The organism is Janthinobacterium breve (genome assembly GCF_051380895.1).
In the GTDB taxonomy this organism is placed as follows: domain Bacteria; phylum Pseudomonadota; class Gammaproteobacteria; order Burkholderiales; family Burkholderiaceae_D; genus Janthinobacterium.
The window spans coordinates 151,522-177,241 of the sequence record NZ_JBNYXY010000009.1; the positions used below are offsets into that span (position 1 = coordinate 151,522).

The following is a 25,720-nucleotide window of genomic DNA, read 5'->3' on the forward strand; positions in this document are numbered from 1 at the left end:
ACGGGGCTGAGGTCGCTGATTCTAAAGCATGGGCGCACAAATCAGGAGCGAAATGCATGTTGCACTGCGGGGGCGCAAGAAAAGCCATGCATCTTCGCCGAACGGCGCGCAAAACCGCTGCCGCCGGCGACGGCGGCACGGTATCATGATGGCAAATTTTTGAGGAGCATGTATGAATCTTGCGCAGCGCAGCCGTTTGCAGGGCATCAGCCTGGGCTTTTTGGCCGGCTATGTCGATACCCTGGGCTTTGTCGCCCTGTTTGGCCTGTTCACAGCCCATGTGACGGGCAACTTCGTGCTGATCGGCGCGGCGCTGGCCAACGCCACGCATGCCTCGATTGCCCTCAAGCTGCTGGCCTTCCCTGCGTTTATCGTGGGCGTGGCGGCAGCGCGGCTCTTGAGCGTGGCGACCGAACGCCGCGGCGGACCGGCGCTGCGCCTGACGCTGCTGCTGGAACTGGCGCTACTGCTCGGTTTCATGGTGTTTGGCGTGCTGGCCGAACCGCTGGGGCCGGAGCCAGGCGCGCTGGCGATGACGGCCGGCCTGCTCGGCGCGGCGGCCATGGGCGCGCATAGCGCCATCAGCCGTCTGCTGCTGGCGCACCTGGCACCCACGTCCATGATGACGGGCAATGTGACGCAATTGGTGATCGATACGGTCGACGTGCTGCGCGGCGCGGCCGACGGCGCCACGCGCGAGCGCTGCGTCAAATTTTTCTGGCCCCTGCTGGGGTTTGCCGCGGGCGCCATCCTGGCCGCCTTTGCCTACCTGGCAGTGGGCTTTGCCGCGCTGGCCGTGCCGCTGGCCATTTTGCTGGTGCTGATTGCGCTGGAGCCGGCGCGCTTGCCAGCTTAATCCTGCGCGCTCTGGCGCGTCGAGACGATGGCCGGTTCGTACGCGGCCAAAAACTCGGGCGGCAGGCGGCGCGCGCGGCCGCTGCTCAATTCGATGCAGATCAAGTCCCAGCGTCCGCGCACGACGGTGGCGCCGTCGCTGTCGCGGATCAGCTGGAAGCGCCGTTCCATGCTGGAGCGGCCATCGCTGGCGCACAGCCAGGTGGCCAGGGTCAGCGCTTCGCCAGCCCTGGTGGGCAGCAGGTAATCGTATTCGCCGCGGCGGATCGCCATGGCCCGGTCCAGGCGCCGGTAATCGTCCAGGTCCAGCCCCAAGGTGGCCGAGTGGTGCCAGGCGATATGCTCGCACCAGCGCACATACACGGCGTTGTTCGTATGCTGCAAGCCGTCGATGTCGCCCGCTTCTGGCGTGACGGGCAGGGTGCAGGCGTGCGGATAATCCCAGTTCAAGTGCGATCCTTTCAATGCATTGGCGGCTGATTGTACGTGCTTGCCGTGTTTCCTGTCTGCGGCGCACGCAGGGAAAAACACTGTTTTATTCGTTGATGTATGATGCATCATAATCTGACAGATCTGAAAATGCCTATGAATCATCCCCTGGACAGCCTGGCGCACGTCAACCTGGGCAAATCCGTGTACGCGACGCTGCGCGATGCGCTGGCGGCGGGGCGCTTCCAGCCGAATGACCGGCTGCGCATCCGCGAGCTGGCGCTGCAGCTGGGCACCAGCGTCACGCCCGTGCGTGATGCCATGCTGCAGCTGGTGCAGGAAGAGGCGCTGGTACTGCGCTCGCCGCGCGACTTCCGCGTGCCCGTGCTGAGCGTGGCGCGCTACCTGGAAATCCGTGCGCTGCGCCTGGAACTGGAAGGGCTGGGCGCGTTTGAAGCGGCGCAACGCATCGACGACGCCACGCTGGCGGACCTGGAACGCCTGCTGCAAGCGAATGAAGACGCCATCGCGCGGAACGACCTGGCGGCGGCCCTGCAATGCAACCAGGCGTTTCACCTGGGGCTGGCGCAGGCGGCCGGCATGCCGACCTTGAAACGCTTCGTCGACCACTTGTGGATGCAGACGGCGCCCCTGATCGCCGCCGGCTACGCCAGCTTTTCGCCCGACATGCGCGTCGGCCACCATCGCGCCATCATCAGCGCGCTGCGCCAGCGCGATAGCGCGGCCGCGCGGCGCGCCATCGAACAGGACATTCTCGACGGCGGGACGCAGATGCTGGCCTATGTCATGCGCCAGGAGCGCATCCACGCCGGCACAAGCGCACATGACAAGGAAGAACATGACGAACATCCAGCACAAGACTGAACAAAAAACGGCCATCGTCACGGGCGCCAGCCGCGGCATCGGCCACGCCGTGGCCGAACGCTTCCGCAGCCTGGGCTGGCGCGTCATCACCGTCTCGCGCAGCCCGATTCCCGGTGGCTGCCCGCGCAGCCAGGAGCACAACACGCATGTGTGCATGGATTTGTCGGACCTGAGCCAGATCGGGCAAATGGTCGAGACCCTGCGCCCCATGCTGGGCGACTCGAAGCTGCACGCGCTGGTGAACAATGCGGGGGTATCGCCGAAAGGGCCGGGTGGTTCGCGCGTCAATTCCCTGACCACCGACATGCAGACCTGGCAAGAAATGTACAACACGAACTTCTTTGCGCCGCTGGCGCTGACGCGCGGCTTTGCGCAGGAATTGTCGAACGCGCACGGCTCCGTCGTGAACCTGTGTTCGATCGCCGGCTACCGCGTGCACCCGTTCGCCGGTTCCGCCTACGCCAGCTCGAAGGCGGCGCTGGCGTCGCTGACGCGCGAAATGGCCAACGACATGGCGCCGCTGAACGTGCGCGTGAACGCCATCGCACCGGGTGAGATCGATACGGCGATCCTGTCGCCCGGCACCTCGCATATCGTCGACACGCAAATCCCCCTGCGCCGCCTGGGCACGACGGCCGAAGTGGCCGACCTGGTGGAGTTTTTATGCAGCGAGCGCGCCTCGTACATCACGGGCGCGGAAATCCCCATCGACGGCGGCCAGCGCATTTAAGGAAAATCATGACTCAGCATATCGGTATCGTAGGCTGTTCGGCCGAAGGCGCGGCCCTGTGCTACCGCACCATCTGCGAAGAGGGCGCGCATGCAATGGGAGCGTATGAACATCCGGAAGTCACGCTGCACACGCCGCCGCTGGCGCGCTATGTGGATTGCCTGAAGGCGGGCGACCTGGCCGGCGTGGCCGAACTGATGCTGGCGTCGGCGCACAAGCTGGCCGCGGCCGGCGCCGATTTCCTGATCTGCCCCGACAACACCATCCACCAGGCGTTTGCCCTGATGGCGCCCCGTTCGCCGCTGCCCTGGCTGCATATCGCCGACGTCGTGGCCGGCGAAGCGGCCGAGCGGGGTTACCAACGCGTGGGCCTGACGGGCACGCGCTGGCTGGTCGACAGCGCCGTGTATCCGGACATGCTGGCTGCGCGCGGCATCGCTTGCGTGCGGCCGGGCGAGGACGCGCGCAGCGAGATCAACCGCATCATCATGGAGGAACTGGTGCCAGGCGTCGTCAAGGCGGACAGCGTGGCGCGCTTCCAGGCCATCATCGGCGGCTTGCAAGAGCAGGGCTGCGATGCCGTCATCCTTGGCTGCACGGAAATCCCGCTCATCATCAACGACGCCAATTCGCCGCTGCCGACGCTCGATTCCACGCGTCTGCTGGCGCGCGCCGCCTTGCGCCGGGCGCTGGCCGCCTGACTATTTGTCCAACTGCGCCTGCAGCGCGGCCACCACCAGCGCATGGTCGTCTGCCTGCGCCAGGCCGGAAACGGTCACGGTGCCGACCAGTCCCACGCCGCGTATCAGCAGAGGGAACGCGCCGCCATGGCCCGCGTACTCGATGTCGTCGAGGTATTTCACGTCTTCGAAGGTGCTGCCGCGGCTTTTATACGAGATGCCCATGTAGTAGGAGCTGCGGCAAAAGCGCTGCACCGTATTGTTCTTGCGGCGTATCCAGTCCGCCTGGTCCGCCGTGGCGTCCGTCATGGCGTGATGGAACAGCACCTGGCCATTGCGCGTGATGTTGACGGTGACGGCCTTGCCCCGCTTGCGCACTTCTTCGACGATCCACAGGCCCACGGCCAGCGCCGTATCGTTGTCGAAGCGTTCGAATTGCAGGGATTGTTCCTGTTGCGCGAGGGTGTGCAGCAAATCGGCGTAATGATCCATCGTGGAGGAGGGGGGAGTGGCTGGAAGCGCTACTGTAGCGCACCATGGGCCAGTCGCGTGCGCTTTTTCCATGTCGGGCCTACAATAGATAGCATGAACCTGTCCCTGTTTGCCGATGACGATTATGCCCCGCCCGGCCCGACGCCGTTGGTGCCCGGCTCGTCCGCGTCGGTCCTGCTGCGCGGTTTTGCGCTGCCTTATCTGGACGAGGTGCTGCCGGCATTGGATGCCATCGTGCTGGCGGCGCCCCTGCGCCACATGGCCACGCCGGGCGGCTTGCGCATGTCTGTTGCCATGAGCAATTGCGGTACTCTGGGTTGGGTCACGGATGGGCGCGGCTACCGCTATGCGCGGCTCGATCCGTCCAGTGGCCGTCCCTGGCCGACGATGCCGCCCGTGTTCCTGCGCCTGGCGCAGCAGGCTGCGCTGGCGGCCGGCTATCCGGGCTTCACGCCCGACGCCTGCCTGGTCAACCGCTATGCGCCTGGAGCGCGCATGGCGCTGCACCAGGACCGCGATGAATGCGATTTCAATGCGCCCATCATTTCCGTCTCGCTGGGTCTGCCCGCCACCTTCCTGTTCGGCGGGGCGGAGCGGGCCGACAAGGCGGCGCGCATCGCCTTGTTGCATGGCGACGTGGTGGTGTGGGGCGGCGCCGACCGCCTGCGCTTCCACGGCGTGGCGCCCCTGAAAGAGGGCGAACACGCGGTACAGGGCGCGCAGCGCATCAATCTGACGTTTCGCAAGGCCAGCTGATCTGTCGATCCCCCCCCTCCATTAATGCAAGATACTTGCAAATTAATGTGTTTCTCTGCATGATATGCAACTTGTTTGCATATGGAGCCTTGACCATGAAGCGCGATTCCCTTTCTAAGCCCTTGCCCGACGTGGCGGCCGGACCCCATCTGGGCAGCCCCATGCCGCTGGACTGGGTCGGCATGCAGGGCATCGCCTTGCCCTTGTGGCTGGAAGAGGGGGGCCAGGCGCAGCAGGTGCATGCCTGGGCCGACGTGCAGGTGGACTTGCCTGCGCCGCACGTCAAGGGCATCCATATGTCGCGCCTGTATGTGCTGCTCGATGCGTTTGCCGCCGCGCAGCCGCTTGATGCGGGCGCACTGGCCGCCGTGCTGCGGCGCATGGTGGACAGCCACGCCGATTGCGCCAGCACGCAGGCGCGCCTGACGCTGGCCTTTCCCGTGCTGCGGCGCCAGGCGGCGCTGCTGACGGCGGGGCTGTCGGGCTGGAAGTCGTATCCCGTGCGCCTGCGGGCGAATGTTACTCCGCAGGGCTTTGCCCTGTCCCTGACGGTAGAAATCGGCTATTCGTCGACCTGTCCGTGCTCGGCGGCGCTGGCGCGGCAATTGCTCGCCGACGCCTTTGCGGCGCAGTTTGGCGAGGGTGGCATCGACGGCATCGCCGCGCGCGACTGGCTGCAGGAGCACGCCAGCCTGGCCACGCCGCACAGCCAGCGCAGCACGGCGACGGTCACCGTGGCATTGACGGAGCAGGCGGAGTTGGATCTGTTTCCCCTGATCGGCCTGGTGGAGGCGGCGCTGGCGACACCGCTGCAGACGGCCGTGAAACGGGCTGACGAGCAGGCGTTTGCGCGCCTGAATGGTGCTAATCTGATGTATGTGGAAGACGCGGCCCGCCGCGTACAGGCGGCGCTGGCGCCACATTATGCGCAGGCGCGTGTTACCGTACGGCATATGGAAAGCCTGCATCCGCATGATGCCATGGCGCAGGCGGGCCAGCTTACCTGAGTTTTTCAGTATTCGACACTGGAGGAAGACAGCATGCCGGAGAAAATCGCGCAGGAGCCTGGCGAAGGCAGCCTGGAAGAGGAACTGGAGCGCGAACGGCGCGAACATGCGCTGATCGACGAGGAAAAGCTGGGCATGGACGAGCTGGAAGAAGAGCATTTGAAGCGGGAACGCCAGCCGGGCACGCCGGGCGGCCGCTAAGGTGCAAGCGGATGTATCGTGACTGGCATCGCGCCGCGCTGCCCGGTACAATTTCGCCTTTCCTACTCTCCCCCAGCCCCGGAGGCCCATGAAATATCGCGCATTCTTCCAGTTCATCCTCGGCTTGACAGGCGGCACTCTGGCCGCCTCGCAGGCCCAGGCCGCCACCATCTGCACCGCCATGGCCGACGCCAAAACGGGCGCCGTCTTGTTGCAAGAGGGTAATTGCATCGACCGCGTCACCCCCGCATCCACGTTCAAGATCGCGCTCAGCCTGATGGGCTACGACGCCGGCTTCCTCAAGGATGAGCACAAGCCGACCCTGCCATACCGCCAGGGCTATGTGGACTGGGGCGGCGATGCCTGGCGCCAGGATACGGACCCGTCGCGCTGGATGCAGTATTCCGTGGTCTGGTATTCGCAGCAGATCACGCAGGCGCTGGGCGCCGAGCGCTTCCGGAAATACGCCAAGGATTTGCGCTATGGCAATGCGGACGTCTCGGGTGACCCGGGCAAGAACAATAGCCTGGAGCGCTCGTGGATCAGTTCTTCGCTGAAGATATCTCCGCTGGAACAACTGGGCTTCTTGCGCAAACTGGTCAATTATCAGCTTCCCGTGAGCAAGCAGGCGATGCAGGAAACGCATCGCCTGACGCGCCTGGCGGACGTGGATGGCTGGCAGGTCCATGGCAAGACGGGCGCGGCCTTCCCGCGCAAGGCCGACGGCAGCTTTGACGAAGCGCATGGCTATGGCTGGTTCGTGGGCTGGGCCAGCAAGGGCGAGCGCAGCATCGTGTTTGCGCGCCTGGTGCAGGACGAGCAGAAAGGCCTGCCATCGGCGGGCCTGCGCACGCGCGAGGCGATGCTGAAAGAATTGCCGGCCCTGCTGGAGCCGGCGCAGAAGTGACGGCCAGCATCGTCGCCGCCACCTTCATCGCTTCCGAGGGAGAGTACCTGGAAGCCATCATCGAGGTGGGCGGCCAGCGCCTGCACGTGATGGACGAGTTTGGTGGCGCGCAACTGGCCGCCGGCACGCAGTTCCAGGCGGAACTGTGGCCTGTGTCCAGCGAGATGGACGACTGGGACGCCATCTTCCGCGCCAATCCGGGGCGGGAGCAAGGCTTGCTGCGCCTCGATGGCTGGCGCTACCTGGCGCTGGGCGTCGTGACCCAGCTTGACCCCGTCATCTGCGACTGTGGCTTGCTGCAAGTGGAAGACGCGTTCCACACGCGCGATGCGCGCTGCGTGGGAGCGTATGTCGGCGTCACCCTGGCACGGCTCGATGCTTGCCTGGCGTAAAATCCAGCCCGCTTGCTTGCCCGCCCTATATACTTGCTGAAACGGATCATCCGGCATCAGACAAGGTTACAAGCATGGCATCAGGCATGGAGCAGTTTCAGGAAAAAGCACGACAGGCGCTGGCGCAGGCGCGCACGCTGGTCGTTCGCGTAGCGGGCGTGGCGTGGGCAAAGGCGGTGGCGCTGTACCGGCGCGGCCATGCGCACTTGATGACCTTGCCGCCCGAGCGGCGCGCGCTGGTGCTGGGCCTGTGGTCGTTCCTGGCCTTGCTGGCGCTGGTGATTTTATACATGCTGCTGCTGATTCCCTTGACGCCCAGCATCCACGACTTGCGCCAGGCGCGGGCCGCCGCGCCGAGCACCATGGTCAGTGCCGATGGCAAGGAACTGGCCCGCTTCGACCAGGGCTTGCAGGAACGGGTCTCGTTAAAGCAGATTTCGCCGAACGTGATCAGCGCCTTGATCTCGACGGAAGACCACCGTTTCTACGAACACCACGGCATCGACTTCACGCGCACGGCCGGCGCCATCTTGCACACGGCCGGGGGCAATCCCCAGGGCGGCTCCACCATCACGCAGCAGCTGGCGCGCAATATGTTCCCAGAGGAAATTGGCCGCTCGCGCAACCTGAACCGCAAGCTGAAGGAGCTGATCACGGCCCTGAAGATCGAGGCCACCTACAGCAAGACGGAAATCCTGGAAGCGTATTTGAACACGGTGCCTTTCCTGTACAACACTTACGGCATTGAGATGGCGGCCCGTACCTACTTCGACAAGTCCGCGTCGCGCCTCGATATCCTGGAAAGCGCCACGCTGGTGGGCATGCTCAAGGGCACGAATTACTACAACCCCGTCGGCAACCCGGAACGCTCGCTGCAGCGACGCAACGTGGTGCTGGGCCAGATGCGCAAGCATGACGTCATCGATGAGGCGCGCTACAGGCAGTTGATCAAGCGTCCGCTGCGCCTGCATTTCGAGCGCCAGAGCGAGCGCGCGCAGTCGGATAGCCATTTCACGGCCTATGTGCGCAAATGGCTGATCGACTGGGCCGACGAGAATGATTACAACCTGGAACTGGACGCGCTGGTGGTGCACACCACGCTGGACCACGATTTGCAGCAGGCGGCAGAGCGCGCCGTCGAGCGTCAGGCCAATGCCTTGCAGGCGATCGCCGACGTGGAATGGAGCCGCGCCGGCGTGCCGTCGTCCACCTCGACGGGCATGTACGCGGGCATGCAGGGCGGCAGCGCGCCGTTCGATTATTTCTGGAAATCGCATCCGGCCTTGCTGGACGCCTTCGTGCGCGAGTCGGCCGACTACCGCAAGCTGACGGCCGCCGGCGGCACCCCCGAGGCAGCGCTGGCGCAGCTGAAGGGCGACCGCGCCTTCATCGCGGCCCTGCGCAAGTCGAAGACGCGCCTGGAAGCAGGCTTCGCGGCCATGGACCCGGCCACGGGCGCCGTGCGCGCCTGGGTGGGCAGCCGCGACTTTGCGCGCGAACAGTTCGACCATGTCTCGCAGGCGGCGCGCCAGCCCGGCTCCACCTTCAAGCCCATCGTGTATGGCGCGGCGCTGGAAAAGGGGCTAAGCCCCGAACACGTCTACCGCGATGCCGTGATGGATATCAAGGCGTCCGACGGCACGATATGGCGCCCGACGGACATGAGCGGCACCACGGGCCGCGACATGACCATGCGCGATGGCCTCGTGTACTCGAAAAACACCATCACGGCGCAAGTGATGCAAGACGTGGGCTTGCCGCCGATCATCAAGCTGGCGCGCGCGCTGGGCATCCGTGACAGCAAGCTGGAGAAAGTGCCGTCGCTGGCGCTGGGCACCAGTCCCGTTACCCTGCTGGAAATGGTCAACGCCTACGCCAGCATCGCGGCCCAGGGCGAGGCGCGCCTGCCATTCGTCGTCACGCACATCACCGACCGCGAAGGCAAGGTCATCGCCCGCTTCGGCGAAGACAAGCCCCAGCGCGCCATGCAGGCGGCATCTGCCGCCACCCTGACGGACATGATGCGCGGCGTCATCGATCGTGGCACGGGCACGGCCATCCGCAGCCGCTTCGGCATCCGTTCCGACGTGGCCGGCAAGAGCGGCACCACGCAAAACAATGCGGACGGCTGGTTTATTTTGATGCACCCGGAACTGGTGGGCGGCGCCTGGGTGGGCTTCAACGACGCCCGCGTCACCATGCGCAGCAATTACTGGGGCCAGGGCGGCCACAACGCCGTACTGGTGGTGGGCGATTTCTTCAAGACTGCGCTGGACACGGGCAAGCTGTCGCGTGATGCCATCTTCCCCGGCGGCAAGCCGCCACCGCCGCTACGCCACGTGGAGCCGGTCGAGGAGCCACAGGACGAACCGGTGGAAGAGCCGGGCGATTTGCTGCAGGAAGGCGCACCGCCCGCGCCGCTGGCCGTGCCGGCCGACGGCGAGCAGGAAACGCATGGCAAGGCGGTGCCGGAGCCTGCTCCCGCGCCAGCTCCCGTGCCGCAGCCGGTGCCGGCGCCGGCGCCGCAAGGATAAGCGCCGCCTCTAAGGCGAGTTCAACCATTGCAAAGAATAATCATGACCTCACGCAAGCCCACGTTGCGCCTGATACTCGGCGACCAGCTCAATGCCCAGCACCGCTGGTTTACCGAAGTCGATGACGCCACCATCTATGTTTTGATGGAGGTGCGGCAGGAAACGGATTATGTGCTGCATCATGCGCAGAAAATCCTGGCGATCTTCGCTGCCATGCGCGAGCTGGCGCGCCAGCTGCGCCAGCTCGGCCACACCGTGCATTACATCGCCATCGACGACGTGGAAAGCACGCAGTCGATACCGGAGAATATCGAAGCGCTGCTTGTCCGTTATGGCGCCGGCGCCTTCGAATACCAGGCACCCGATGAGTGGCGCCTGGACCAGCAGCTCTACCAGGCTAGTCGACGCTCGGCCATCCCCTGGCTGATGGTCGACAGCGACCATTTTTATACGGTCCGCAACGAGGCAGCCGATATTTTTGCCGGACGCAAGCAATGGCTGATGGAGTTTTTCTACCGTCAGATGCGCAGCAAGCATCAGGTGCTGATGGAAGACGCGAAGAAGCCCGTTGGCGGCCAATGGAACTTCGATCACGATAACCGCAAGCCCTGGCGCGGCACACCCGCCGAGCCGCAAGACCCGCGCACCGTGCACGATCATCGGCAGTTATGGGAGTCCATCGTCGCTGCCGGCGTGAAAAGCTTCGGCGCGCCGCATGCCGACCGGCTGCCGTGGGCGCTGAACCGGGATGAGGCACTGCAGCAGCTCGATGCCTTCATCGAGCGGGCCTTGCCGCATTTTGGCGATTTCCAGGATGCGATGAGCAGCAAGGCATGGCGCTTGTTTCATTCCCTGCTGTCGTTTGCGCTGAACGTCAAGATGCTGGCTCCGCGCGAAGTCGTCGCCAGGGCGCAGGCGGCGTATCACGCCGGCCATGCTCCCTTGGCCGCGGTCGAGGGTTTCATCCGCCAGATATTGGGCTGGCGCGAATATGTGCGCGGTGTTTATTGGGCTCACATGCCCGGCTATGCGGAGAAGAATTTCTTTGGCCACACGCGTCCGCTGCCTTCATGGTTTTGGGATGGCAAGACGAAGATGCATTGCCTGTCGCAGGCGATCACCCAGTCACTGGAGCAGGCGCACGCGCATCACATCCAGCGCCTGATGGTGATCGGCAATTTCGCACTGCTGGCCGGCCTGGATCCCGCCAGAGTGCATGGCTGGTACCTGGGCATCTATATCGATGCCTTCGAATGGGTGGAGTTGCCCAATACCGTAGGCATGAGCCAGTTCGCCGACGGCGGCCTGCTGGCCACCAAACCCTATGTTTCCAGCGCAGCGTATATCGACCGCATGGGAGATTATTGCAAAGGCTGCCATTACGACAAGAAAGCGCGCATCGGCGAGCGTGCCTGCCCCTTCAATGCCCTGTACTGGGATTTTTTCCATCGCAACGCGGACACACTGGAGCGCAATCCCCGCATCGGCATGGCGTACCGCCAGCTGGATAAAATGGACGCGGCGGCGATTGCGGATTTCCGGCAGCAGGCCGCTACGATGCTGGCCAGGCTCGATTCCCTGTAACAAGGGGAAATGATGGTATTTAAAAGAATCGCGAAAGTATTATTTTAATGCCATTTTTTCTTGCTTCTGGCGTGGAGGCAAGATCGGTCATTGCGGCGAACGAAAAAATTTCTTTTGCGCTTGCCGATGCAGTTTATGACATGGAGATACTTCAAAGGTCGCAGCGCGTAAATGCCTCGATCAATTGCGGAGTCGTTTACGAGGCTAAGCTTCAAAGGGGAATCAAAGGCAAGGTGGCTGGACCTGTTTTGATATTTGGTTTCATGGATGGATTGGAGGTGGGGCATTCTTATACCGTTTATCTAACTTCGTCTCAGAACAAGCAGTTGATGCGGGGATTGCTGAAATCAAGGATGATGAGTGATGCGGAGGCTGGCTAATTTATTAAATCCTGTCGTCATTGGAGTTATTACATTTTCAAATCAAAAAATAGATTAACAAAGATTAATTGATGATGCGAGCAAGATGGCGCTACCTTTAGAAAGTAATAGAGCGCAATGTATTGTGCAGCCAACTACTAGCTACGAAAATGACATAAGTTCGCGGAGGAAGAATGTATCTTGAATCTATAAAACGCTTTTTATTTGTCTATTTTCTCGCTTGCTGCTGTGATTCTCATGCGCAAGAACTGATTCAAGTAGGATCGGAAACCAACTATATTGCGTTAGGTCAAGTGGTCAAGCAGTCATCCCTGATCGCGAAGGTGAGGATCATGTCCGTGATGACAGTGTCGAACAATGAGAAGGGTGACGATAAACCCTGTGGATTCGTATACCAAGCAAAAGTGATGCATGCATTGAAAGGCCGCCATGAAGTTAATGTGCAGTTTTTCGTACTCTTGGAAGCTTATCCATACAAGCTGGGTCGCGAGTATCTTGTGTTTTTGAACAATAGAAGTGCGCAGAATGCGAAAGAAATTGATGCGTCCTTGAAGCAGGCATTGACTTATGGGGAACTTGAAAAGTTGATGTGTAAATTGCAGGAGGGATATTACGTTCCCAGCGGTTTGGTGCCACTTCCATTTGATGCTGACGCTGCAAGACAATTTGGTGGAGAGTGGCTGGACCTGCAGTCAGGGCGAGGCATGGTATCGCAAATCCTTCTTTGCGAAGTCAAGGAAATGGGTGCGGGTGTAGCGGATAGTAAATCGCATAGAAGGAAAAAATCTGGCGGTGCGGTGGTGAGCTGGGCCGAAATGGTTCGGCTGATAAAAAAAGCCAATGGCGTATTCAGTTTTTTGAATACAGATCTGGATGCGTGCGGCTAGTGAGCATTGCCCGGCATTCAGATGGGCACTCTTGTATAGCTGATCATGCCGATGATCCACCGCCGGCATGAAGGGCCAGCCCCGGCCACTGTGGTCTATACCGTATTACGCCGCAAGCCCGCCTGCTGCACGAATACTTGCAGCGCTGGCATGGTTTGCCGGTGCAGCATTTTCATTTCCGCCTGCAGCTTGGGCGCGATGGCCAGACTGCCGTCCGCTTGCTTGCGCACGGGCAGGCCCAGCGCTTGCGCCATTTCCACCGGGTAGTTCGTGAAGTCGCCGTACGGGCGCTTGCCGTCGACGGACGGGGTGGGCCAGTAGCCTTCGGCCAGGTAATCTTCCGCGCCCATGGCCAGCATTTCCTGCGGCATCCACGATTGTTGCCGCAGCAGTGACACATGCCTGGCAGTCAATGTGAAGGGCGCCTTGCCGTTGGCATAGCTGCCCGGTTTCAGGTCGGCCATCTGCACGAAGTGGGGCAGCATTTGCGACGCTTCCATCAGGCGCTGCGCGGCCAGCGCCGCATCCTTGCTGGCGATGGCTTGCATGGCCAGCGCCAGGGTATCGCCCTTGCCCAGCGGGTACGCCGGATTGAGCATGGGCGCGCCGCTTTCCACGGGTGACCAGCCGATGTTGAAACGCCGTATCAGCGCCAGGTGCTGCACATTAAGCACCTTGGGCAGCGGCGCGTCGAGCGTGGACAGGATGCGCTGGCGCACGGCGTGGGGCAGGCCGCCGTCGGTCGCGCGCGCGAGCACGGGCGAGCACAGCAGGGCGCCGGCGAGGCGCAGCAGCTGGCGCCGCATGGTTTGGGTCGGGTGCGACATCATGGTGCCGTCAAGTCTTGACGCTGGAATTCGATGCGGTTTTCCCGGTAGTCCCACTTGGTGTAGGGCCCGAACACGCGCCGGTTTTCCTTGCTGTCGGCATTCGATTGCTCGCGCTTCATGCGCCGCACGAGGGCGGTATCGACGAGTGGCGCCGTCGTGGCGCTGAACACTTCGTGTCGCACGCTCTGCTTGGCGTCGGCGCCGCGCGAAATGATGGTGAGCTTGTGTGACGCGGGATCGAAGTACAGGCGCATGGCGAAGGTGTTCATATCCTGCAGATACAGGCCATCGTCGCGCCACTGGGCATAAAAATAGTCGCCGCAGACGGCCTTCGGCTCGCGTTTCCATTCGCAGGCGAGCAGGATCAACAGGTGATGGTCATCGAGCTGCTTGATTGAAACATGGGCCTTGGAATAGCCCCAGGTGCTGGGCGGCACGGTCGTCGACGAGAGCAGATTGTACTCGCCCATCAGCTTGGGCATGGGCGCTTGCGCGGCGGCGCCGGCGCAAACGGTGAAGGCGGCCGCCGCAAGGGCGCCGTGTATCCAGGAAAAGGGTGTCATGATGGCGCCATAAAAAAAGTTGCCATATTATAAGTGACAACTTTCTTTGGGGAACGCGCGATTGCACGCGTCCGAGCGCGTTACTTCAGCTTGCTCAACTCCGCCACGTCGATCTTGACGACTTTGTCGCCCACGGCGGCCACCAGCGCCTTGAAGTGGGGCGTCGTGTCATGCGCCGTCAGCGCGGCCTTGTCGGTCCATTCTTCCAGCATGATGAAGCGGGTGGGAATTTTGTTGTCCAGGTGCAGCTCGTAGCGCAGGCAGCCGCTTTCGGCGCGGCTGGGCGGTACGACGGCTTCCAGGGCGGCGCGCACGGCGTCGATATGGTCAGCTAGGGCATCGATGGTGGCGACGACGATCAGGGTCATGGTGGTCCTTATAGAGTGTTGGGGCGGATGCAGCTTAGCGCATCTTGCCCTTTCTTGCCTGCCATGCCCAGCCTGGCTGCACCAAAACAGTTTCTGCCGCAGCCAGATAATCAAGGTAAATCTACGCCGCCTGCAGCGCCCCGATCTGCTCGAAGGCGCTCGTCAATGCCTGCGCCCTGGCTTCGTCGCTGACCTTGACGCCTTCGGCGCGCACGATCTCGAGCTGCGTGATGCCGAGGAAACCAAGGAAGGCGCGCAGATGGCTTTCCTGGTGCTCCAGGGCGGCCATCGGCGTGTCGGCGCCGTAATAGCCGCCGCGCGTCGATGCGATGATCACGCGCTTGGCTCCCAGCAAGCCTTCCGGGCCGTTGGCGCCATATTGGAACGTCTTGCCGGGTACGGCCAGCGCGTCGAGCCACGATTTGAGCTGGCTGGGGATGGCGAAGTTGTACATGGGCGCACCGATGACGATGACGTCGGCGGCCAGCACTTGCTCCAGCGCAGCGGACAGTGCTTCGCCCTCGGTGGCGCTGGGGGCGGCAGTGAATTGCGGCAAGGGCTGGGCGGCCAGGTCGCGGTAGTGGACGGTGGCGCCGGGCGAGGCCGCTTGCAGGCGGGCGACGATGGCGGCGGACAACTGGCGGCTGACGGAATACTCGCCGAGGATGCTGGAATCGATATGCAGGATGTTCATGTGAGCCTTCTTGGATGGTATGATCGGGTGGTATGCTTTTGTAACCGAGGTAAATATAGTGACTATCAAATGAACGCACAAGAAGGCACTTTTTCCACAGTGGGGCACACAGATGTGACTATTGGCGATGCCGCCGCGCAAGGGGCGGCCCTGGAGCGGCGCATGCGCGACGAGGGCGGCCATGCGGGCGTGGCGGACTCGTGCCGCCCGATCACGGATATTCTCACGCGCGTGGGCGACAAATGGAGTGTGATGGTGGTGATGTTGCTGGGCAATGGCACCAAGCGCTTCAACGAGATGCGCCGCCTGATCGGCGGCATCTCGCAGCGCATGCTGACCTTGACCCTGCGCGGCCTGGAGCGCGATGGTCTCGTCACGCGCACGGTGTTTCCCACCGTGCCGCCACGCGTCGATTACGCCTTGACGGACCTGGGCCGCTCGCTGTTGATCCCCATCAGCGCGCTGGGTGTCTGGGCCTACGGCCACCGCGACGCCATCGATGCGGCGCGGCTGGCGTTTGATGCCAGGGCCGGTGCGGGCGCAGCGCCAGACAGCTAGCTTAGTTCGATCACGGCCAGCATGTCATTGCCATCCGTGTCCAAGCCTTTTTCCACGAAACCCATGCTGGCATAGAACTGTTTCGCGTTGGCATTACCGGGCTTGTAGCAAATTTCAATGCTGCGCGCGTCCGGGCGGGCGCGGATTTCCGCCAGCGCCAGGGCGAGGGCAACCCTGCCATGACCCTGTCCCTGACGCCGGTGATCGATCATGAAGCGCCAGATCTGGTAGTGGCCGGGCGGATCTTCGTCATCGGGCGAGACGAACATCAGGAAACCGATCACCTCCTCATCGCCATACGCGGCGCGTGTATGCAGGATGGCCGGATGGAAACTCGCTTGCGCGATGGAATAGTCGTTGCTGGCCAGATAGTCGCGTTGCTGTGGCAGCAAAGGCAGTTCGCTGATGATGTCAACATTGTCGGCGGTGACGGGGCGCAGGCTGATGAGCATGTTCAAGCAATGGAATGTAAGGACAAGGCCTGCCAGTATGGAGAGAAATTACTCAATAGGCAACGTTGTCGCGTCGCCAGCCCCAAACAACTGCGCCATGGTCTGGCGCAGCCAGCGGTTTGATGCATCTTCATGGTAGCGCTCGTGCCAATGCTGCTTGACTGAAAAGCTGGGCAGCGCCACGGGCAGGGGCAGGATGCGGAACGCTTCATGGTCCTGCATGTGCAGCGCGTAGCGGTACGGTACCGTGACGATGTACTCGGTTTCGGCGACGATGCGCGACACGCCCAGGAAGCTGGGCAGTTTCAGCACGATGCGCCGCTGCACGCCGGCTGCCGCCAGCACCTTGTCCACGATGGAGTGGCCCGTGCCCGAGCTTTTTACTTCGATATGCCCCTCCCGCAGGAACTCTTCCACAGTAATCGTGTCGCGGATGCGAGGGTGCGCCTGCGCCACCAGGCAGACAAAATGCTGGTCGAACAGTTTCTGCTGATAAAACCCCGATTCCAGGTGCGGCATGAAGCCCACGGCCAGGTCCACTTCGCCCCCTTCCAGGCGCGCCGGCGTGTCGGTGGCGATCTTCGACACGTCCAGGGTGATGCCGGGGCCGATCTGCTGCAAATGGTTGAGCAGGGTGGGCAGCAGCACGATTTCACTGATGTCCGTCATGCAGATGGCAAATTCGCGCGTGCTGGCGGCCGGGTCGAACACGGGCTGGTCGGCCAGCGCATGCTGCCAGGCGGCGATCGCCGCGCGCACATCCTGCACGGCGTTCTGCGCGCGCGGCGTCGGCTCCATGCCTTTCGAGGTGCGCGCGAACAGGCGGTCGCCGAAATGCGTGCGCAGCTTGCCCAGGCCGATGCTGACCGTCGATTGCGGCAAACCCAGGTTTTCCGCCGCGCGCGTCACATTGCGGCTTTTATAGATCTCGTCAAAGATGAACAGCAGTTCGATATCGAAGCGCGACATAAGAGGATTCCACCATTATTTAAAAACGTGATTGTTGTTATTGTATTCCATCGCTTTACCAAATATTGACCTGTCGGCACACTGCTTGCCATACCAAGAGCACGGCAAACGTGCATCGCGCAAGCACACAGATCAATTGGAGGAAAGAAATGGAAGCTAACCACAAACCGTCGGTGCTGATCGTTGGCGGCGGCATCGGCGGCATGGCCACCGCCCTGTCCCTGTCGCGCCTGGGGCTGGCCGTCACCGTGCTGGAACAGGCATCGACCCTGGGCGAGATCGGCGCCGGAATCCAGCTGGCGCCCAACGCCTTCGCCGCGCTCGATGCCTTGGGTGTGGGAGAACGCACGCGTGACAAGGCCGTGTTCACGGAACGCCTGGTGATGATGGACGCCGTCGATGCCGCCGAAGTGGGCACCTTTGTCGTCGACGCGGCCTTCCGTGAGCGCTTCAGCAACCCCTACGCCGTCATCCACCGGGCCGATATCCACGGCGCCATCCTCGACGCCGTGCGCACCGCGCCGCTGATTACTTTTGTGACGTCGTCGCAGGTGACGGACGTCGTGGAAGATGCGGACGGTGTCACCGTGGTCGATGCGGCAGGGCGCAGCTTTCGCGCCGATGTGCTGATCGGCTGCGATGGCGTCAAGTCCGTGATCCGCGAGCGCATCGTGGGCGATGCGGTGCGCGTCTCCGGCCACGTGGTGTACCGCGCCGTGGTGCCGGCCGCCGACATGCCGGCCGACTTGCGCTGGAATGCGCCCGTCGTCTGGGCCGGTCCGAACTGCCACCTCGTGCACTACCCGCTGCGCAATGGCGAGCAATACAACCTGGTGGTGACCTTCCACAGCCGCGACCAGGAGGAATGGAACGTCACGGACGGCAGCAAGGAAGAAGTGCTGTCCTACTTCGATGGCATCCACGCGCAGCCGCGCCAGTTGCTGCACAAGCCCACGTCGTGGAAACGCTGGAGCACGGCCGACCGCGACCCCGTCGCCAACTGGAGCACGAAGCGCGTGACTTTGCTGGGCGATGCGGCCCACCCGATGCTGCAATACCTGGCGCAGGGCGCCTGCATGGCGCTGGAGGACGCCGTGACCCTGGGCGAGGCCGTGCGCGCCTGCGATTTCGACATGGCCGCCGCCTTTGCGCTGTATCAGCGCTCGCGCATCGCCCGCACGGCCAGGGTCGTGCTGTCGGCGCGCGAAATGGGCCGTTTGTACCACGCCAAAGGCGTCGAACGCCTGGTGCGCAACGACCTGTGGCGGGGGCGCACGCCCGCGCAATTCTATGAGGCGCTAGCCTGGCTGTATGGCTGGACCGCGCAAACCTGCCTGGCCACCACCGACAAGGACGCAGCATGACTTCCCATCAAACGCCCGAACGCGAGGCCCTGTATGAAGCGCTGAGCGGCATGCATCTGTCGCCGCTGTGGCAATCCTTGCACACGCTGGTGCCGCCCCATCCGACGGCGCCGTATGCTCCCGCCCTGTGGCGCTATGCCGATATCGCGCCCCAGCTGGCGCGCGCTGGCGAAGTGATCACGGCCCACGAAGCCGTGCGCCGCGTCCTCGTGCTGGAAAACCCGGCCTTGCCCGGCCGCTCCTCCATCACGCAATCGCTGTACGCGGGCTTGCAGCTGATCTTGCCCGGCGAAGTGGCACCCTCGCACCGCCACAGCCAGTCCGCGCTGCGCTTTGTGATCGAAGGGCAGGGCGCCTACACGACGGTGGCGGGCGAGCGCACCACCATGCACCCGGGCGACTTCATCATCACGCCCTCGTGGACCTGGCATGACCATGGAAACCTGGGCGTGGACGGTGTCTGCGAACCTGTCGTGTGGCTCGATGGCCTCGATATTCCCATGCTGCGCTATTTCGATTCCGGTTTCGCGGAAAACGATACGCAAGACAGCCAGGTGGTCAGCCGCCCGGAAGGCCAGAGCTTCGCCCGCTACGGTTACAACATGGCGCCCGTGAAGCAGCTGCACGAGGGCGCCACCTCGCCCATCTTCAACTACCCGTACGCCCGTTCGCGCGAGGCGCTGGACCTGCTGTCGCGCACGGACGCCATCGACGACTGGCACGGCTACAAGCTGCGTTATACGAACCCGCTGACGGGCGGCTCGCCCATGCCCACCATGGCTACCTTCATGCAGCTGCTGCCCAAAGGTTTCAAGGGTAAGCGCGCGCGCAGCACCGACGGCACCGTCTACAGCGTGGTCGAGGGGCATGGCAGCGTGGATATCGGCGGCCAGCGCTTCGAGTTTGCCCCGCGCGACACCTTCGTCGTGCCGTCGTGGGCCAGCGCGGCCTTCGACTGCCCGCAAGACGATGTCGTGCTGTTCAGTTTTTCCGACCGCCCCGTGCAGCAAGCCATGGGCGTGCTGCGCGAGCAGTTTTTGACCGATTGATTTTTTTGACAGGATTTCGCCATGACCCATTTCATTTTTGAACCCCAAGCCATCGCCGGCCTGCCCATCCTCGGCACCGACGCACAGTTTCCCGTGCGCCGCATCTACTGCGTGGGCCGCAACTACGCCGCCCATGCGCGCGAAATGGGTTTTGACCCCGACCGCGAACCGCCATTCTTCTTTTGCAAACCGAACGATGACCAATCCGTCGTGCCCGTGCCGCCCGGCGTGACGGGCACGGTGCCGTATCCGGCGCAGACGTCGAACTACCACCACGAGATCGAACTGGTGGTCGCCATCGGCAAGGGCGGCAGCAATATCGCACTGGCCGATGCGGCTACGCACATCTTCGGCTACGGCGTGGGCCTGGACATGACGCGGCGCGACCTGCAGATGCGCATGCGCGAACAGGGCCGCCCATGGGAAATCGGCAAGGCCTTCGACTATTCGGCGCCCATCGGCGAGCTCACGCCGATGGCCGACAGCGGTGAAATCACCACGGGCGCCATCGTGCTGGAAGTGGACGGCAAGGTCGTGCAGACGAGCGACCTCACGCATTTGATCTGGTCCGTCAACGAAGTTATCGTCAATCTCTCGACCCTGTTCGAGCTGCAGCCGGGCGACATCATCATGACGGGCACGCCCGAAGGCGTGGGCGCCGTCACCGCCGGCCAGACCATGGACGCGCGCATCGCCGGCTTGACGCCGATCACCGTCGCCGTGCAATAACCATCACGGGCCAGCGCGGCACAGATCGCGCAGCCCGACAGCACCATCACGCATAATAATGGAGACCCTCATGACTACCCAGTCCGGCACCGACGTCCAGCACTTCCTCGACCAGCACCCGTTTTCCCGCTACCAGAAGCTGATCCTCTGGCTATGCTTTTTGATCGTGGCCATCGACGGCTTCGACACGGCATCGATCGGCTTCATTGCGCCCGCCATCCGCGCCGAATGGGGCTTGACGCCGGCCGCGCTGGCGCCCCTGTTCGGCGCCGGGCTGTTTGGCCTGATGGCCGGATCGTTCCTGTTCGGCCCCCTGGCCGACCGCTACGGCCGCCGGCCCGTGCTGATCGTGTCCGTCGCCTTCTTTGGTGCGGCCAGCCTGCTGTCGGCCTGGTCGACGGATCTGACGATGCTGCTGGTGTTGCGCTTCCTCACGGGGCTGGGCCTGGGCGGCGCCATGCCGACATCGGTGACCATGACGTCCGAATACTGTCCGCAGCAGCGCCGTTCCGGCCTCGTGACCATGATGTTTTGCGGCTTTACCATCGGTTCCGCGCTGGGCGGCCTGGCCTCGGCGCAGCTGCTGCACCTGATCGGCTGGCGCGGCGTGCTGATGCTGGGCGGCGCCTTGCCGCTGCTGCTCGTGCCCGTGTTGCTGCTGGCGCTGCCCGAATCCTTGCGCTGGCTGGTGCTCAAGGGGCGCGATGGCAGCCAGGTGCCCAACATCGTGCGCCGCATCGCGCCCGCCTTGGCCACCTTGCCGCGCCTGGTGGTCAGCGATAAAAAACTCGCCGGCTCGCCCATGGCCGAACTGTTCCGTCCCGGCGTGATCGGCGGAACCTTGCTGTTGTGGTCGACGTTTTTCATGAGTTTATTGATCATTTACCTGCTCTCGAGCTGGATGCCGACGCTGTTGAATGGCAATGGCCTGTCCCTGTCGAACGCTTCGCTGGTGACGATGATGTTCCAGGTGGGCGGCACGGTGGGCGCGATTCTGCTGGGCCGCTGGATGGACCGCTACAGTCCGCATAAGGTGCTGAGCATCGCCTACCTGGCGGCCGCCGGCTGCATCGTCGTCGTGGCCCTGTCGGGCAGCAGTCTGGCCTTGCTGGTGCTGGCCGTCTTCGGCGTGGGCTTCGGCGTCAGCGGCTCGCAAGTGGGCGCCAATGCGCTGGCTGCCGCCTTCTACCCCACGTCGAGCCGCGCCACGGGTGTCAGCTGGGCCGCCGCCGTGGGCCGCAGCGGTTCCGTGCTCGGTTCCATGGCCGGCGGCCTGATGCTGACCTTGAAACTCGATAACGAAACCATCTTCTTTTTGCTGGCCATCCCGGCCGTGCTGGCATCCCTGGCGCTGCTGGCCATGGGGCGCCTGATGCGCGCCCGCAGCAGTTCTGCCACCGTTCCTGTCACCCTGAAAGAAAGCACCGTATGAAACTGCATGGCTATTACCGCAGCTCCGCGTCCTACCGCGTGCGCATCGCGCTGAACCTGAAACACCTCCCCGCCGACACGGCCTATGTGCACCTGAGCCGCAATGGCGGCGAGCAGTTCACGCCGGCGTTTTCCAGCCTGAACCCGCAGCAGCTGCTGCCCGTGCTGGAGGACGGCGGCGCCGTGCTGACGCAATCCTTGGCCATCATCGAATACCTGGACGAGACGCAAACAGGGCACAAACTGCTGCCGGCCGACGCGCCCGGCCGCGTCCGCGTGCGCCAGCTGGCCATGGTCTGCGCCTGTGACATCCATCCGTTGAACAACCTGCGCGTCCTCAATTACCTGACGGGGCCTCTGGCGCTGTCGCAAGAGCAGAAGAACGCGTGGTACCAGAACTGGACCCATCTGGGCCTGGCCGCGCTGGAAGCCGAACTGGCGAGCAGCGTGCACACTGGCCTGTTCTGCCATGGCGATACGCCGACCCTGGCCGATTGCTGCCTGGTGCCGCAGGTCTACAACGCGCGGCGCTTCCAGTGCGACCTAGCGCCGTATCCCACGATCCTGCGCATCGTCGCGCACTGCGAGGCGCTGCCGGCGTTTCAGCAAGCGCACCCCGATACACAGCCAGACGCAGAATAAAAACCACAAAAAACGGAGACAAGCATGAGAAAAATCAACGCCATCACCATGGCGCTGCTGGGCACGTGCGCCTGCAGCATCGCCCACGCGCAAAGCAGCGTCACCCTGTACGGAGTGCTCGACAGCTCCGTGGCTTACACAAGCAATGTCAATGCGGCCGGCGACAGCATGGTCAAAGTGCCTACCCTGACGGGTTCATTGCCATCGCGCTTCGGTTTCAAGGGCGTGGAAGACCTGGGCGGCGGCTTGCAAGCGATCTTCGCGCTGGAATCGGGCTTCGGCGTCGACACGGGCATCGCGGGGCAGGGCGGGCGCCTGTTCGGCCGCCAGTCGTACGTGGGCTTGAAGGGCCGTTATGGCAGCGTGATGCTGGGGCGGCAAATGAATATGTCGTTCTGGGCCACGCAAAAATCCGACATCATGGGGCCGGCCCTGTTTTCCATCAGCAGCCTCGATCTGTACCTGCCGAATGCGCGCAGCGACAACGCCATCGGCTACCTGGGCACGTTTTCCGACGTGACGGTGGGCGCCACCTACAGCCTGGGGCGCGATGCCTCTGCAGCGGGCGGTCCGGCGGCCACTGGCTGTGCAGGCGAAGTGGCGGGCAATGCGAAGGCTTGCCGCCAAATCACCGCCTTGCTGGGCTACGACACGGGCCGCCATGGTGCCACGGCCTCATACGACATCATGTATGGCAACGCAGGCGCGGCCAACGGCCTGACGTCGAGCCGCAACTTCGACCGCCGCGTGATCGCCAGCGCCTATGTCATGGTTGATCAACTGAAAATCGGCGGCGGCATCATCGACCGCACCATCCGCGCCGCCACCGGTCCCGTCGACTCGCAATTGCTGTATGTGGGCGCCGCCTGGCCGGTCGCGCCCGCGCTGGTGCTGGATGGGCAAATCGCCAGGCTGGCCGTCAAGGACAGTCCGAACGATTCCACCCTGGCCACCGTGCGCCTGACCTATCACCTGTCCAAGCGCACGGCCATCTACAGCGCCATCGGCCGCATGGATAACGATGGCGCTGCCGCCGTGGCGCTGGACGCAGGCGGCACCGTGGGCGCGGGCCGCACGCAGAATGGCGTGATGGCGGGGATGCGCCACTTTTTCTGAGTGCTGTCCCAGCTTTACCGTGCAGCAAGGGCCGCAGGCGCAGGCGCCTGCCAGCCGCCGCCCAGCGCCTTGTAGGTGGCGACCGCTGCGCGTGCGGCGGCCGTTTGCGCCTGCGCGCGCGCATCCTCGGCCCGCAACAGCTGGGCGTCGGCCTGCAGCACATCGTGGCGGCTGATCGCTCCTTTGTGAAAGACCGCCAGTGCAGAGGCACGCGCACGCTCCAGCGCATCGACGCTTTGCGCCAGCAGGCCTGCCTGCTGTTCGTATCCGAGCAGTGCCGAACAGGCATTCTCCACGTCTTCCGTGGCATGCAGCACGGCCAGCCGGTAGGCCGCCAGTAACTCGGCTTCCTGGCCCCGGGCGGCGTCGATCTGTGCAGCGATGCGGCCGAAATCGAACAGGCGCCAGCGCATGCCGAGTACGCCCGCGGCCTGGCCGGACCCGCTGGCAAACAGGGAGCCGCCGGCGGTGGTGCTGCCGAGCAGGGCGCCCAGGCTCAGTTTGGGATAATATTCGGCCACTTGCGCGCCGGTGCGCGCGCTCGCTGCGGCCAGGCGCCGCTCGGCCACGATCAGGTCGGGCCGGCGCCGCAGCAGGTCGCCTGGCGTACCGCCGGCCGTGATGCGTGGCGCGACCGCGATGATGCCGCTGGCGGGCAGTTCGTGGCCATGGGTGCCGGGCGCCGCGCCCAGCATCACGTCGAGCGCATGCAGTGCCACTTCGCGCGCCGTTTCCAGGCCCGGAATGGCCGCGCGTGCCTGCGACAGTGCCGCCTCGGCTTGCCGCAGCGTCGGCTCGTTCACCAGCCCCTTGCCGTACAACAGCACCGCGATGTCCAGCGCCGCTGCCTGGGTGTCGACCTGCTTGCGTGCCAGATCTCGCCGCGTTTGCAGGCCCTGAATGGTCAGGTACAAGTCGGCCGTCTGTGCCGCCACGGCCAGCCGCGCTGCCGCCCATCCCGCTGCCGTTGCCTCGTAGTCGGCGCGCGCCGCTTCGCGTTCGCGGCGCAGGCCGCCGAACAGGTCGATTTCCCACGACGCTTCCAGGTTGACTTCATGCGCGCTGCCGGCGCGCGCAAACCCCGGCGCGGCATTGAGCACCTTGCCCAGCGGCGTCTGCACCGATTGATAGGCGCGCGCGGTCTGGCCATCGAGATTGACCGAGGGCAGCAAGGCGGTGTCGGCCGCGCCAAGCACTGCGCGCGCCTGCTGCACCCTGGCAGCAGCCTGCGCCAGGTCGAGGTTTTGCGCCAGTGCCAGCGTCACCAAGCGGGTCAGGTACGGATCGCCAAACGCCGTCCACCACTGCTGCAGTTCGGCTGTATCGGCGTCCTGGCGCAAGCCGACTGCCGACTGGTGCAGATACTGCGCCGCTTGCGGCAGTGCGGGCCGGTGGTAATCGGCACCGGCGGTGCAGCCGGCGGCCAGACCGGCGGCAAGCAGCATGAGGGGTAGGCGCAGAAGGGGCGGGATGGGCATAGGGATCGTCCTGTTCGTCAAAATGGGAATAATGAGTGACTATAATACACATTGGTCACTTATTGTGCATTTTGGCGTGGCGCGTTAAGCTGTTGCCATGAACCACACCACACTGCATCCAACAATGCCGTCGCCCGCGCGCGGCCCGGCCGGCCATGACGTGCGCGAGCAGATCGTCGTCGCCGCCACCGAATATTTCAGCCTGTATGGCTACGAAAAGACCACCGTGTCCGACCTGGCCAAGGCCATCGGCTTTTCCAAGGCGTATATCTACAAGTTCTTCGAGTCCAAGCAAGCTATCGGCGAACATATCTGCGGCAACTGCCTGCGCCAGATCGAAACCGAGGTCAGGGCAGCGGTGGATGCCGCCGGCCAGCCGCCAGAGAAGCTGCGGCGCATGTTCAAGGCCAGCGTCGAGGCCAGCCTGCGGCTGTTCTTCCAGGACCGTAAGCTGTACGACATCGCCGCCTCGGCCGCCACCGGGCGCTGGCCGACGGTGCAGGCCTATGAGCTGGCCATGGGCGCCCTGCTGCAGGATATCTTGCAGCAGGGCCGCAAGACGGGCGACTTCGAGCGCAAGACGCCGCTCGACGAAACAGCCAGCGCGATCTACCTGGTGATGCGCCCCTACATCAATCCCTTGCTGCTGCAGCACAGCCTGGAGACGAGCGAGACGGCGCCGGCACAATTGTCCAGTCTGGTGTTGCGCAGCTTGTCACCCTAGTCACAACGCCGGTTTGTGACTGTTGACTTATTTG

The 25,720-nt window shown here is 63.7% G+C and carries 30 protein-coding genes; 21 read left to right on the forward strand and 9 right to left on the reverse strand.

The window, feature by feature from the left end; genetic code table 11:
• Nucleotides 1-172 precede the first annotated feature (172 nt).
• A complete protein-coding gene (locus tag ACQ4W0_RS19035) occupies nucleotides 173-856 on the forward strand; it encodes a YoaK family protein (RefSeq protein WP_436578162.1) in 684 nt (227 codons plus the stop codon).
• Here ACQ4W0_RS19035 and ACQ4W0_RS19040 read toward each other — a convergent pair.
• On the reverse strand, nucleotides 853-1,305 hold the full coding sequence (locus tag ACQ4W0_RS19040; RefSeq protein ID WP_436578163.1) for an acyl-CoA thioesterase: 453 nt from the start codon (nucleotides 1,303-1,305) through the stop codon (nucleotides 853-855). The genes ACQ4W0_RS19035 and ACQ4W0_RS19040 overlap by 4 nt on opposite strands.
• 135 nt (nucleotides 1,306-1,440) lie before the next feature.
• Between ACQ4W0_RS19040 and ACQ4W0_RS19045 the strand changes: the two genes are divergently transcribed.
• Genes ACQ4W0_RS19045 through ACQ4W0_RS19055 form a run of 3 tightly spaced genes read left to right on the forward strand, consistent with a single transcriptional unit; the run spans nucleotide 1,441 to nucleotide 3,600 of the window.
• Nucleotides 1,441-2,169 carry a GntR family transcriptional regulator gene (locus tag ACQ4W0_RS19045; protein ID WP_436578164.1) on the forward strand — a complete coding sequence of 243 codons (729 nt, stop codon included), beginning with the start codon at nucleotides 1,441-1,443 and terminating at the stop codon, nucleotides 2,167-2,169.
• Entirely contained in the window at nucleotides 2,144-2,899 is a 756-nt protein-coding gene (locus tag ACQ4W0_RS19050) for an SDR family NAD(P)-dependent oxidoreductase (protein ID WP_436578165.1), read from the forward strand. Before ACQ4W0_RS19045 ends, ACQ4W0_RS19050 begins: the two co-directional genes overlap by 26 nt.
• A gap of 8 nt (nucleotides 2,900-2,907) precedes the next feature.
• Nucleotides 2,908-3,600, forward strand: a complete 693-nt coding sequence (locus ACQ4W0_RS19055; protein WP_436578166.1) for an aspartate/glutamate racemase family protein — start codon at nucleotides 2,908-2,910, stop codon at nucleotides 3,598-3,600.
• Here ACQ4W0_RS19055 and ACQ4W0_RS19060 read toward each other — a convergent pair whose 3' ends face one another.
• Complete coding sequence (locus tag ACQ4W0_RS19060) at nucleotides 3,601-4,071, reverse strand: heme-degrading domain-containing protein (protein WP_436578167.1); 471 nt, start codon at nucleotides 4,069-4,071, stop codon at nucleotides 3,601-3,603. It abuts the gene before it with no gap.
• 93 nt (nucleotides 4,072-4,164) lie between these two features.
• Here ACQ4W0_RS19060 and alkB point away from each other — a divergent pair, with 93 nt between their 5' ends.
• The 9 genes from alkB (at nucleotide 4,165) to ACQ4W0_RS19105 (ending at nucleotide 12,719) form a co-directional block, all read left to right on the forward strand.
• Nucleotides 4,165-4,827, forward strand: coding sequence for a DNA oxidative demethylase AlkB (gene alkB, locus ACQ4W0_RS19065; protein WP_436578168.1), 663 nt, complete (start codon nucleotides 4,165-4,167; stop codon nucleotides 4,825-4,827).
• 95 nt (nucleotides 4,828-4,922) lie between these two features.
• Nucleotides 4,923-5,834: a GTP cyclohydrolase FolE2 gene (folE2, locus tag ACQ4W0_RS19070; protein WP_436578169.1), complete on the forward strand. Its 912-nt coding sequence runs from the start codon at nucleotides 4,923-4,925 to the stop codon at nucleotides 5,832-5,834.
• Between the two features lie 33 nt (nucleotides 5,835-5,867).
• Entirely contained in the window at nucleotides 5,868-6,035 is a 168-nt protein-coding gene (locus ACQ4W0_RS19075; protein WP_436578170.1) for a hypothetical protein, read from the forward strand.
• Between the two features lie 88 nt (nucleotides 6,036-6,123).
• Entirely contained in the window at nucleotides 6,124-6,942 is an 819-nt protein-coding gene (gene blaOXA / locus ACQ4W0_RS19080; protein WP_436578171.1) for a class D beta-lactamase, read from the forward strand.
• On the forward strand, nucleotides 6,939-7,334 hold the full coding sequence (locus tag ACQ4W0_RS19085; protein WP_436578172.1) for a hypothetical protein: 396 nt from the start codon (nucleotides 6,939-6,941) through the stop codon (nucleotides 7,332-7,334). The genes blaOXA and ACQ4W0_RS19085 overlap by 4 nt, the downstream gene beginning before the upstream one ends.
• A 74-nt stretch (nucleotides 7,335-7,408) precedes the next feature.
• Nucleotides 7,409-9,868, forward strand: coding sequence for a penicillin-binding protein 1A (locus ACQ4W0_RS19090; protein WP_436578173.1), 2,460 nt, complete (start codon nucleotides 7,409-7,411; stop codon nucleotides 9,866-9,868).
• A 42-nt stretch (nucleotides 9,869-9,910) separates the two neighbouring features.
• Entirely contained in the window at nucleotides 9,911-11,452 is a 1,542-nt protein-coding gene (locus ACQ4W0_RS19095) for a cryptochrome/photolyase family protein (RefSeq protein WP_436578174.1), read from the forward strand.
• 47 nt (nucleotides 11,453-11,499) lie between these two features.
• Nucleotides 11,500-11,832 carry a hypothetical protein gene (locus ACQ4W0_RS19100; protein WP_436578175.1) on the forward strand — a complete coding sequence of 111 codons (333 nt, stop codon included), beginning with the start codon at nucleotides 11,500-11,502 and terminating at the stop codon, nucleotides 11,830-11,832.
• A gap of 173 nt (nucleotides 11,833-12,005) precedes the next feature.
• The gene (locus ACQ4W0_RS19105) at nucleotides 12,006-12,719 is read left to right on the forward strand and encodes a hypothetical protein (protein WP_436578176.1); all 714 of its coding nucleotides are present in this window, start codon (nucleotides 12,006-12,008) and stop codon (nucleotides 12,717-12,719) included.
• Between the two features lie 95 nt (nucleotides 12,720-12,814).
• Here ACQ4W0_RS19105 and ACQ4W0_RS19110 read toward each other — a convergent pair whose 3' ends face one another.
• The 4 genes from ACQ4W0_RS19110 to ACQ4W0_RS19125 form a co-directional block, all read right to left on the reverse strand.
• Nucleotides 12,815-13,549 (reverse strand): hypothetical protein, encoded by a 735-nt coding sequence (locus ACQ4W0_RS19110; RefSeq protein ID WP_436578177.1) that lies wholly within the window; start codon nucleotides 13,547-13,549, stop codon nucleotides 12,815-12,817.
• The gene (locus tag ACQ4W0_RS19115; protein WP_436578178.1) at nucleotides 13,546-14,112 is read right to left on the reverse strand and encodes a hypothetical protein; all 567 of its coding nucleotides are present in this window, start codon (nucleotides 14,110-14,112) and stop codon (nucleotides 13,546-13,548) included. Before ACQ4W0_RS19115 ends, ACQ4W0_RS19110 begins: the two co-directional genes overlap by 4 nt.
• Nucleotides 14,113-14,192: 80 nt before the next feature.
• On the reverse strand, nucleotides 14,193-14,480 hold the full coding sequence (locus tag ACQ4W0_RS19120; RefSeq protein WP_436578179.1) for a putative quinol monooxygenase: 288 nt from the start codon (nucleotides 14,478-14,480) through the stop codon (nucleotides 14,193-14,195).
• A 121-nt stretch (nucleotides 14,481-14,601) separates the two neighbouring features.
• The gene (locus ACQ4W0_RS19125; protein WP_436578180.1) at nucleotides 14,602-15,174 is read right to left on the reverse strand and encodes an FMN-dependent NADH-azoreductase; all 573 of its coding nucleotides are present in this window, start codon (nucleotides 15,172-15,174) and stop codon (nucleotides 14,602-14,604) included.
• Nucleotides 15,175-15,336: 162 nt separating this feature from the next.
• Here ACQ4W0_RS19125 and ACQ4W0_RS19130 point away from each other — a divergent pair, with 162 nt between their 5' ends.
• Nucleotides 15,337-15,732: a winged helix-turn-helix transcriptional regulator gene (locus ACQ4W0_RS19130; RefSeq protein WP_436578394.1), complete on the forward strand. Its 396-nt coding sequence runs from the start codon at nucleotides 15,337-15,339 to the stop codon at nucleotides 15,730-15,732.
• Here ACQ4W0_RS19130 and ACQ4W0_RS19135 read toward each other — a convergent pair.
• Nucleotides 15,729-16,184, reverse strand: coding sequence for a GNAT family N-acetyltransferase (locus tag ACQ4W0_RS19135; protein WP_436578181.1), 456 nt, complete (start codon nucleotides 16,182-16,184; stop codon nucleotides 15,729-15,731). The two genes, ACQ4W0_RS19130 and ACQ4W0_RS19135, sit on opposite strands and share 4 nt — an antisense overlap.
• Nucleotides 16,185-16,232: 48 nt before the next feature.
• Nucleotides 16,233-17,153: a LysR family transcriptional regulator gene (locus tag ACQ4W0_RS19140; RefSeq protein ID WP_436578182.1), complete on the reverse strand. Its 921-nt coding sequence runs from the start codon at nucleotides 17,151-17,153 to the stop codon at nucleotides 16,233-16,235.
• Between the two features lie 149 nt (nucleotides 17,154-17,302).
• On the opposite strand from ACQ4W0_RS19140, the gene ACQ4W0_RS19145 reads away from it, so the two are divergent.
• The 6 genes from ACQ4W0_RS19145 to ACQ4W0_RS19170 all read left to right on the forward strand — a co-directional run bounded on the left by ACQ4W0_RS19145 (nucleotide 17,303) and on the right by ACQ4W0_RS19170 (nucleotide 23,484).
• Nucleotides 17,303-18,517 (forward strand): 3-hydroxybenzoate 6-monooxygenase, encoded by a 1,215-nt coding sequence (locus tag ACQ4W0_RS19145; RefSeq protein WP_436578183.1) that lies wholly within the window; start codon nucleotides 17,303-17,305, stop codon nucleotides 18,515-18,517.
• Complete coding sequence (gtdA, locus tag ACQ4W0_RS19150) at nucleotides 18,514-19,566, forward strand: gentisate 1,2-dioxygenase (protein ID WP_436578184.1); 1,053 nt, start codon at nucleotides 18,514-18,516, stop codon at nucleotides 19,564-19,566. Before ACQ4W0_RS19145 ends, gtdA begins: the two co-directional genes overlap by 4 nt.
• Before the next feature lie 21 nt (nucleotides 19,567-19,587).
• On the forward strand, nucleotides 19,588-20,295 hold the full coding sequence (locus tag ACQ4W0_RS19155; RefSeq protein ID WP_436578185.1) for a fumarylacetoacetate hydrolase family protein: 708 nt from the start codon (nucleotides 19,588-19,590) through the stop codon (nucleotides 20,293-20,295).
• A 70-nt stretch (nucleotides 20,296-20,365) separates the two neighbouring features.
• Nucleotides 20,366-21,727: an MFS transporter gene (locus ACQ4W0_RS19160; RefSeq protein ID WP_436578186.1), complete on the forward strand. Its 1,362-nt coding sequence runs from the start codon at nucleotides 20,366-20,368 to the stop codon at nucleotides 21,725-21,727.
• Complete coding sequence (maiA, locus tag ACQ4W0_RS19165; protein WP_436578187.1) at nucleotides 21,724-22,368, forward strand: maleylacetoacetate isomerase; 645 nt, start codon at nucleotides 21,724-21,726, stop codon at nucleotides 22,366-22,368. Before ACQ4W0_RS19160 ends, maiA begins: the two co-directional genes overlap by 4 nt.
• A gap of 24 nt (nucleotides 22,369-22,392) precedes the next feature.
• Nucleotides 22,393-23,484 carry a porin gene (locus ACQ4W0_RS19170; protein ID WP_436578188.1) on the forward strand — a complete coding sequence of 364 codons (1,092 nt, stop codon included), beginning with the start codon at nucleotides 22,393-22,395 and terminating at the stop codon, nucleotides 23,482-23,484.
• Nucleotides 23,485-23,498: 14 nt separating this feature from the next.
• Here the strand turns inward: ACQ4W0_RS19170 and ACQ4W0_RS19175 are convergent, their stop codons facing one another.
• Nucleotides 23,499-24,962, reverse strand: coding sequence for an efflux transporter outer membrane subunit (locus ACQ4W0_RS19175; RefSeq protein WP_436578189.1), 1,464 nt, complete (start codon nucleotides 24,960-24,962; stop codon nucleotides 23,499-23,501).
• A gap of 97 nt (nucleotides 24,963-25,059) precedes the next feature.
• On the opposite strand from ACQ4W0_RS19175, the gene ACQ4W0_RS19180 reads away from it, so the two are divergent.
• Nucleotides 25,060-25,686, forward strand: a complete 627-nt coding sequence (locus tag ACQ4W0_RS19180) for a TetR/AcrR family transcriptional regulator (protein ID WP_436578190.1) — start codon at nucleotides 25,060-25,062, stop codon at nucleotides 25,684-25,686.
• Nucleotides 25,687-25,720 lie beyond the last annotated feature (34 nt).

Excerpts from the sequence above, each read along its gene's own strand:
- ACQ4W0_RS19035 (WP_436578162.1), top strand. The coding sequence starts at position 173 with ATGAATCTTGCGCAGCGCAGCCGTTTGCAGGGCATCAGCCTGGGCTTT.
- ACQ4W0_RS19045 (WP_436578164.1), top strand. The coding sequence starts at position 1,441 with ATGAATCATCCCCTGGACAGCCTGGCGCACGTCAACCTGGGCAAATCC.
- ACQ4W0_RS19050 (WP_436578165.1), top strand. The coding sequence starts at position 2,144 with ATGACGAACATCCAGCACAAGACTGAACAAAAAACGGCCATCGTCACG.
- ACQ4W0_RS19055 (WP_436578166.1), top strand. The coding sequence starts at position 2,908 with ATGACTCAGCATATCGGTATCGTAGGCTGTTCGGCCGAAGGCGCGGCC.
- ACQ4W0_RS19060 (WP_436578167.1), bottom strand. The coding sequence starts at position 4,071 with ATGGATCATTACGCCGATTTGCTGCACACCCTCGCGCAACAGGAACAA.
- alkB (WP_436578168.1), top strand. The coding sequence starts at position 4,165 with ATGAACCTGTCCCTGTTTGCCGATGACGATTATGCCCCGCCCGGCCCG.
- folE2 (WP_436578169.1), top strand. The coding sequence starts at position 4,923 with ATGAAGCGCGATTCCCTTTCTAAGCCCTTGCCCGACGTGGCGGCCGGA.
- ACQ4W0_RS19075 (WP_436578170.1), top strand. The coding sequence starts at position 5,868 with ATGCCGGAGAAAATCGCGCAGGAGCCTGGCGAAGGCAGCCTGGAAGAG.
- blaOXA (WP_436578171.1), top strand. The coding sequence starts at position 6,124 with ATGAAATATCGCGCATTCTTCCAGTTCATCCTCGGCTTGACAGGCGGC.
- ACQ4W0_RS19090 (WP_436578173.1), top strand. The coding sequence starts at position 7,409 with ATGGCATCAGGCATGGAGCAGTTTCAGGAAAAAGCACGACAGGCGCTG.
- ACQ4W0_RS19095 (WP_436578174.1), top strand. The coding sequence starts at position 9,911 with ATGACCTCACGCAAGCCCACGTTGCGCCTGATACTCGGCGACCAGCTC.
- ACQ4W0_RS19100 (WP_436578175.1), top strand. The coding sequence starts at position 11,500 with ATGCCATTTTTTCTTGCTTCTGGCGTGGAGGCAAGATCGGTCATTGCG.
- ACQ4W0_RS19105 (WP_436578176.1), top strand. The coding sequence starts at position 12,006 with ATGTATCTTGAATCTATAAAACGCTTTTTATTTGTCTATTTTCTCGCT.
- ACQ4W0_RS19110 (WP_436578177.1), bottom strand. The coding sequence starts at position 13,549 with ATGATGTCGCACCCGACCCAAACCATGCGGCGCCAGCTGCTGCGCCTC.
- ACQ4W0_RS19115 (WP_436578178.1), bottom strand. The coding sequence starts at position 14,112 with ATGACACCCTTTTCCTGGATACACGGCGCCCTTGCGGCGGCCGCCTTC.
- ACQ4W0_RS19120 (WP_436578179.1), bottom strand. The coding sequence starts at position 14,480 with ATGACCCTGATCGTCGTCGCCACCATCGATGCCCTAGCTGACCATATC.
- ACQ4W0_RS19125 (WP_436578180.1), bottom strand. The coding sequence starts at position 15,174 with ATGAACATCCTGCATATCGATTCCAGCATCCTCGGCGAGTATTCCGTC.
- ACQ4W0_RS19130 (WP_436578394.1), top strand. The coding sequence starts at position 15,337 with ATGCGCGACGAGGGCGGCCATGCGGGCGTGGCGGACTCGTGCCGCCCG.
- ACQ4W0_RS19135 (WP_436578181.1), bottom strand. The coding sequence starts at position 16,184 with ATGCTCATCAGCCTGCGCCCCGTCACCGCCGACAATGTTGACATCATC.
- ACQ4W0_RS19140 (WP_436578182.1), bottom strand. The coding sequence starts at position 17,153 with ATGTCGCGCTTCGATATCGAACTGCTGTTCATCTTTGACGAGATCTAT.
- ACQ4W0_RS19145 (WP_436578183.1), top strand. The coding sequence starts at position 17,303 with ATGGAAGCTAACCACAAACCGTCGGTGCTGATCGTTGGCGGCGGCATC.
- gtdA (WP_436578184.1), top strand. The coding sequence starts at position 18,514 with ATGACTTCCCATCAAACGCCCGAACGCGAGGCCCTGTATGAAGCGCTG.
- ACQ4W0_RS19155 (WP_436578185.1), top strand. The coding sequence starts at position 19,588 with ATGACCCATTTCATTTTTGAACCCCAAGCCATCGCCGGCCTGCCCATC.
- ACQ4W0_RS19160 (WP_436578186.1), top strand. The coding sequence starts at position 20,366 with ATGACTACCCAGTCCGGCACCGACGTCCAGCACTTCCTCGACCAGCAC.
- maiA (WP_436578187.1), top strand. The coding sequence starts at position 21,724 with ATGAAACTGCATGGCTATTACCGCAGCTCCGCGTCCTACCGCGTGCGC.
- ACQ4W0_RS19170 (WP_436578188.1), top strand. The coding sequence starts at position 22,393 with ATGAGAAAAATCAACGCCATCACCATGGCGCTGCTGGGCACGTGCGCC.
- ACQ4W0_RS19175 (WP_436578189.1), bottom strand. The coding sequence starts at position 24,962 with ATGCCCATCCCGCCCCTTCTGCGCCTACCCCTCATGCTGCTTGCCGCC.
- ACQ4W0_RS19180 (WP_436578190.1), top strand. The coding sequence starts at position 25,060 with ATGAACCACACCACACTGCATCCAACAATGCCGTCGCCCGCGCGCGGC.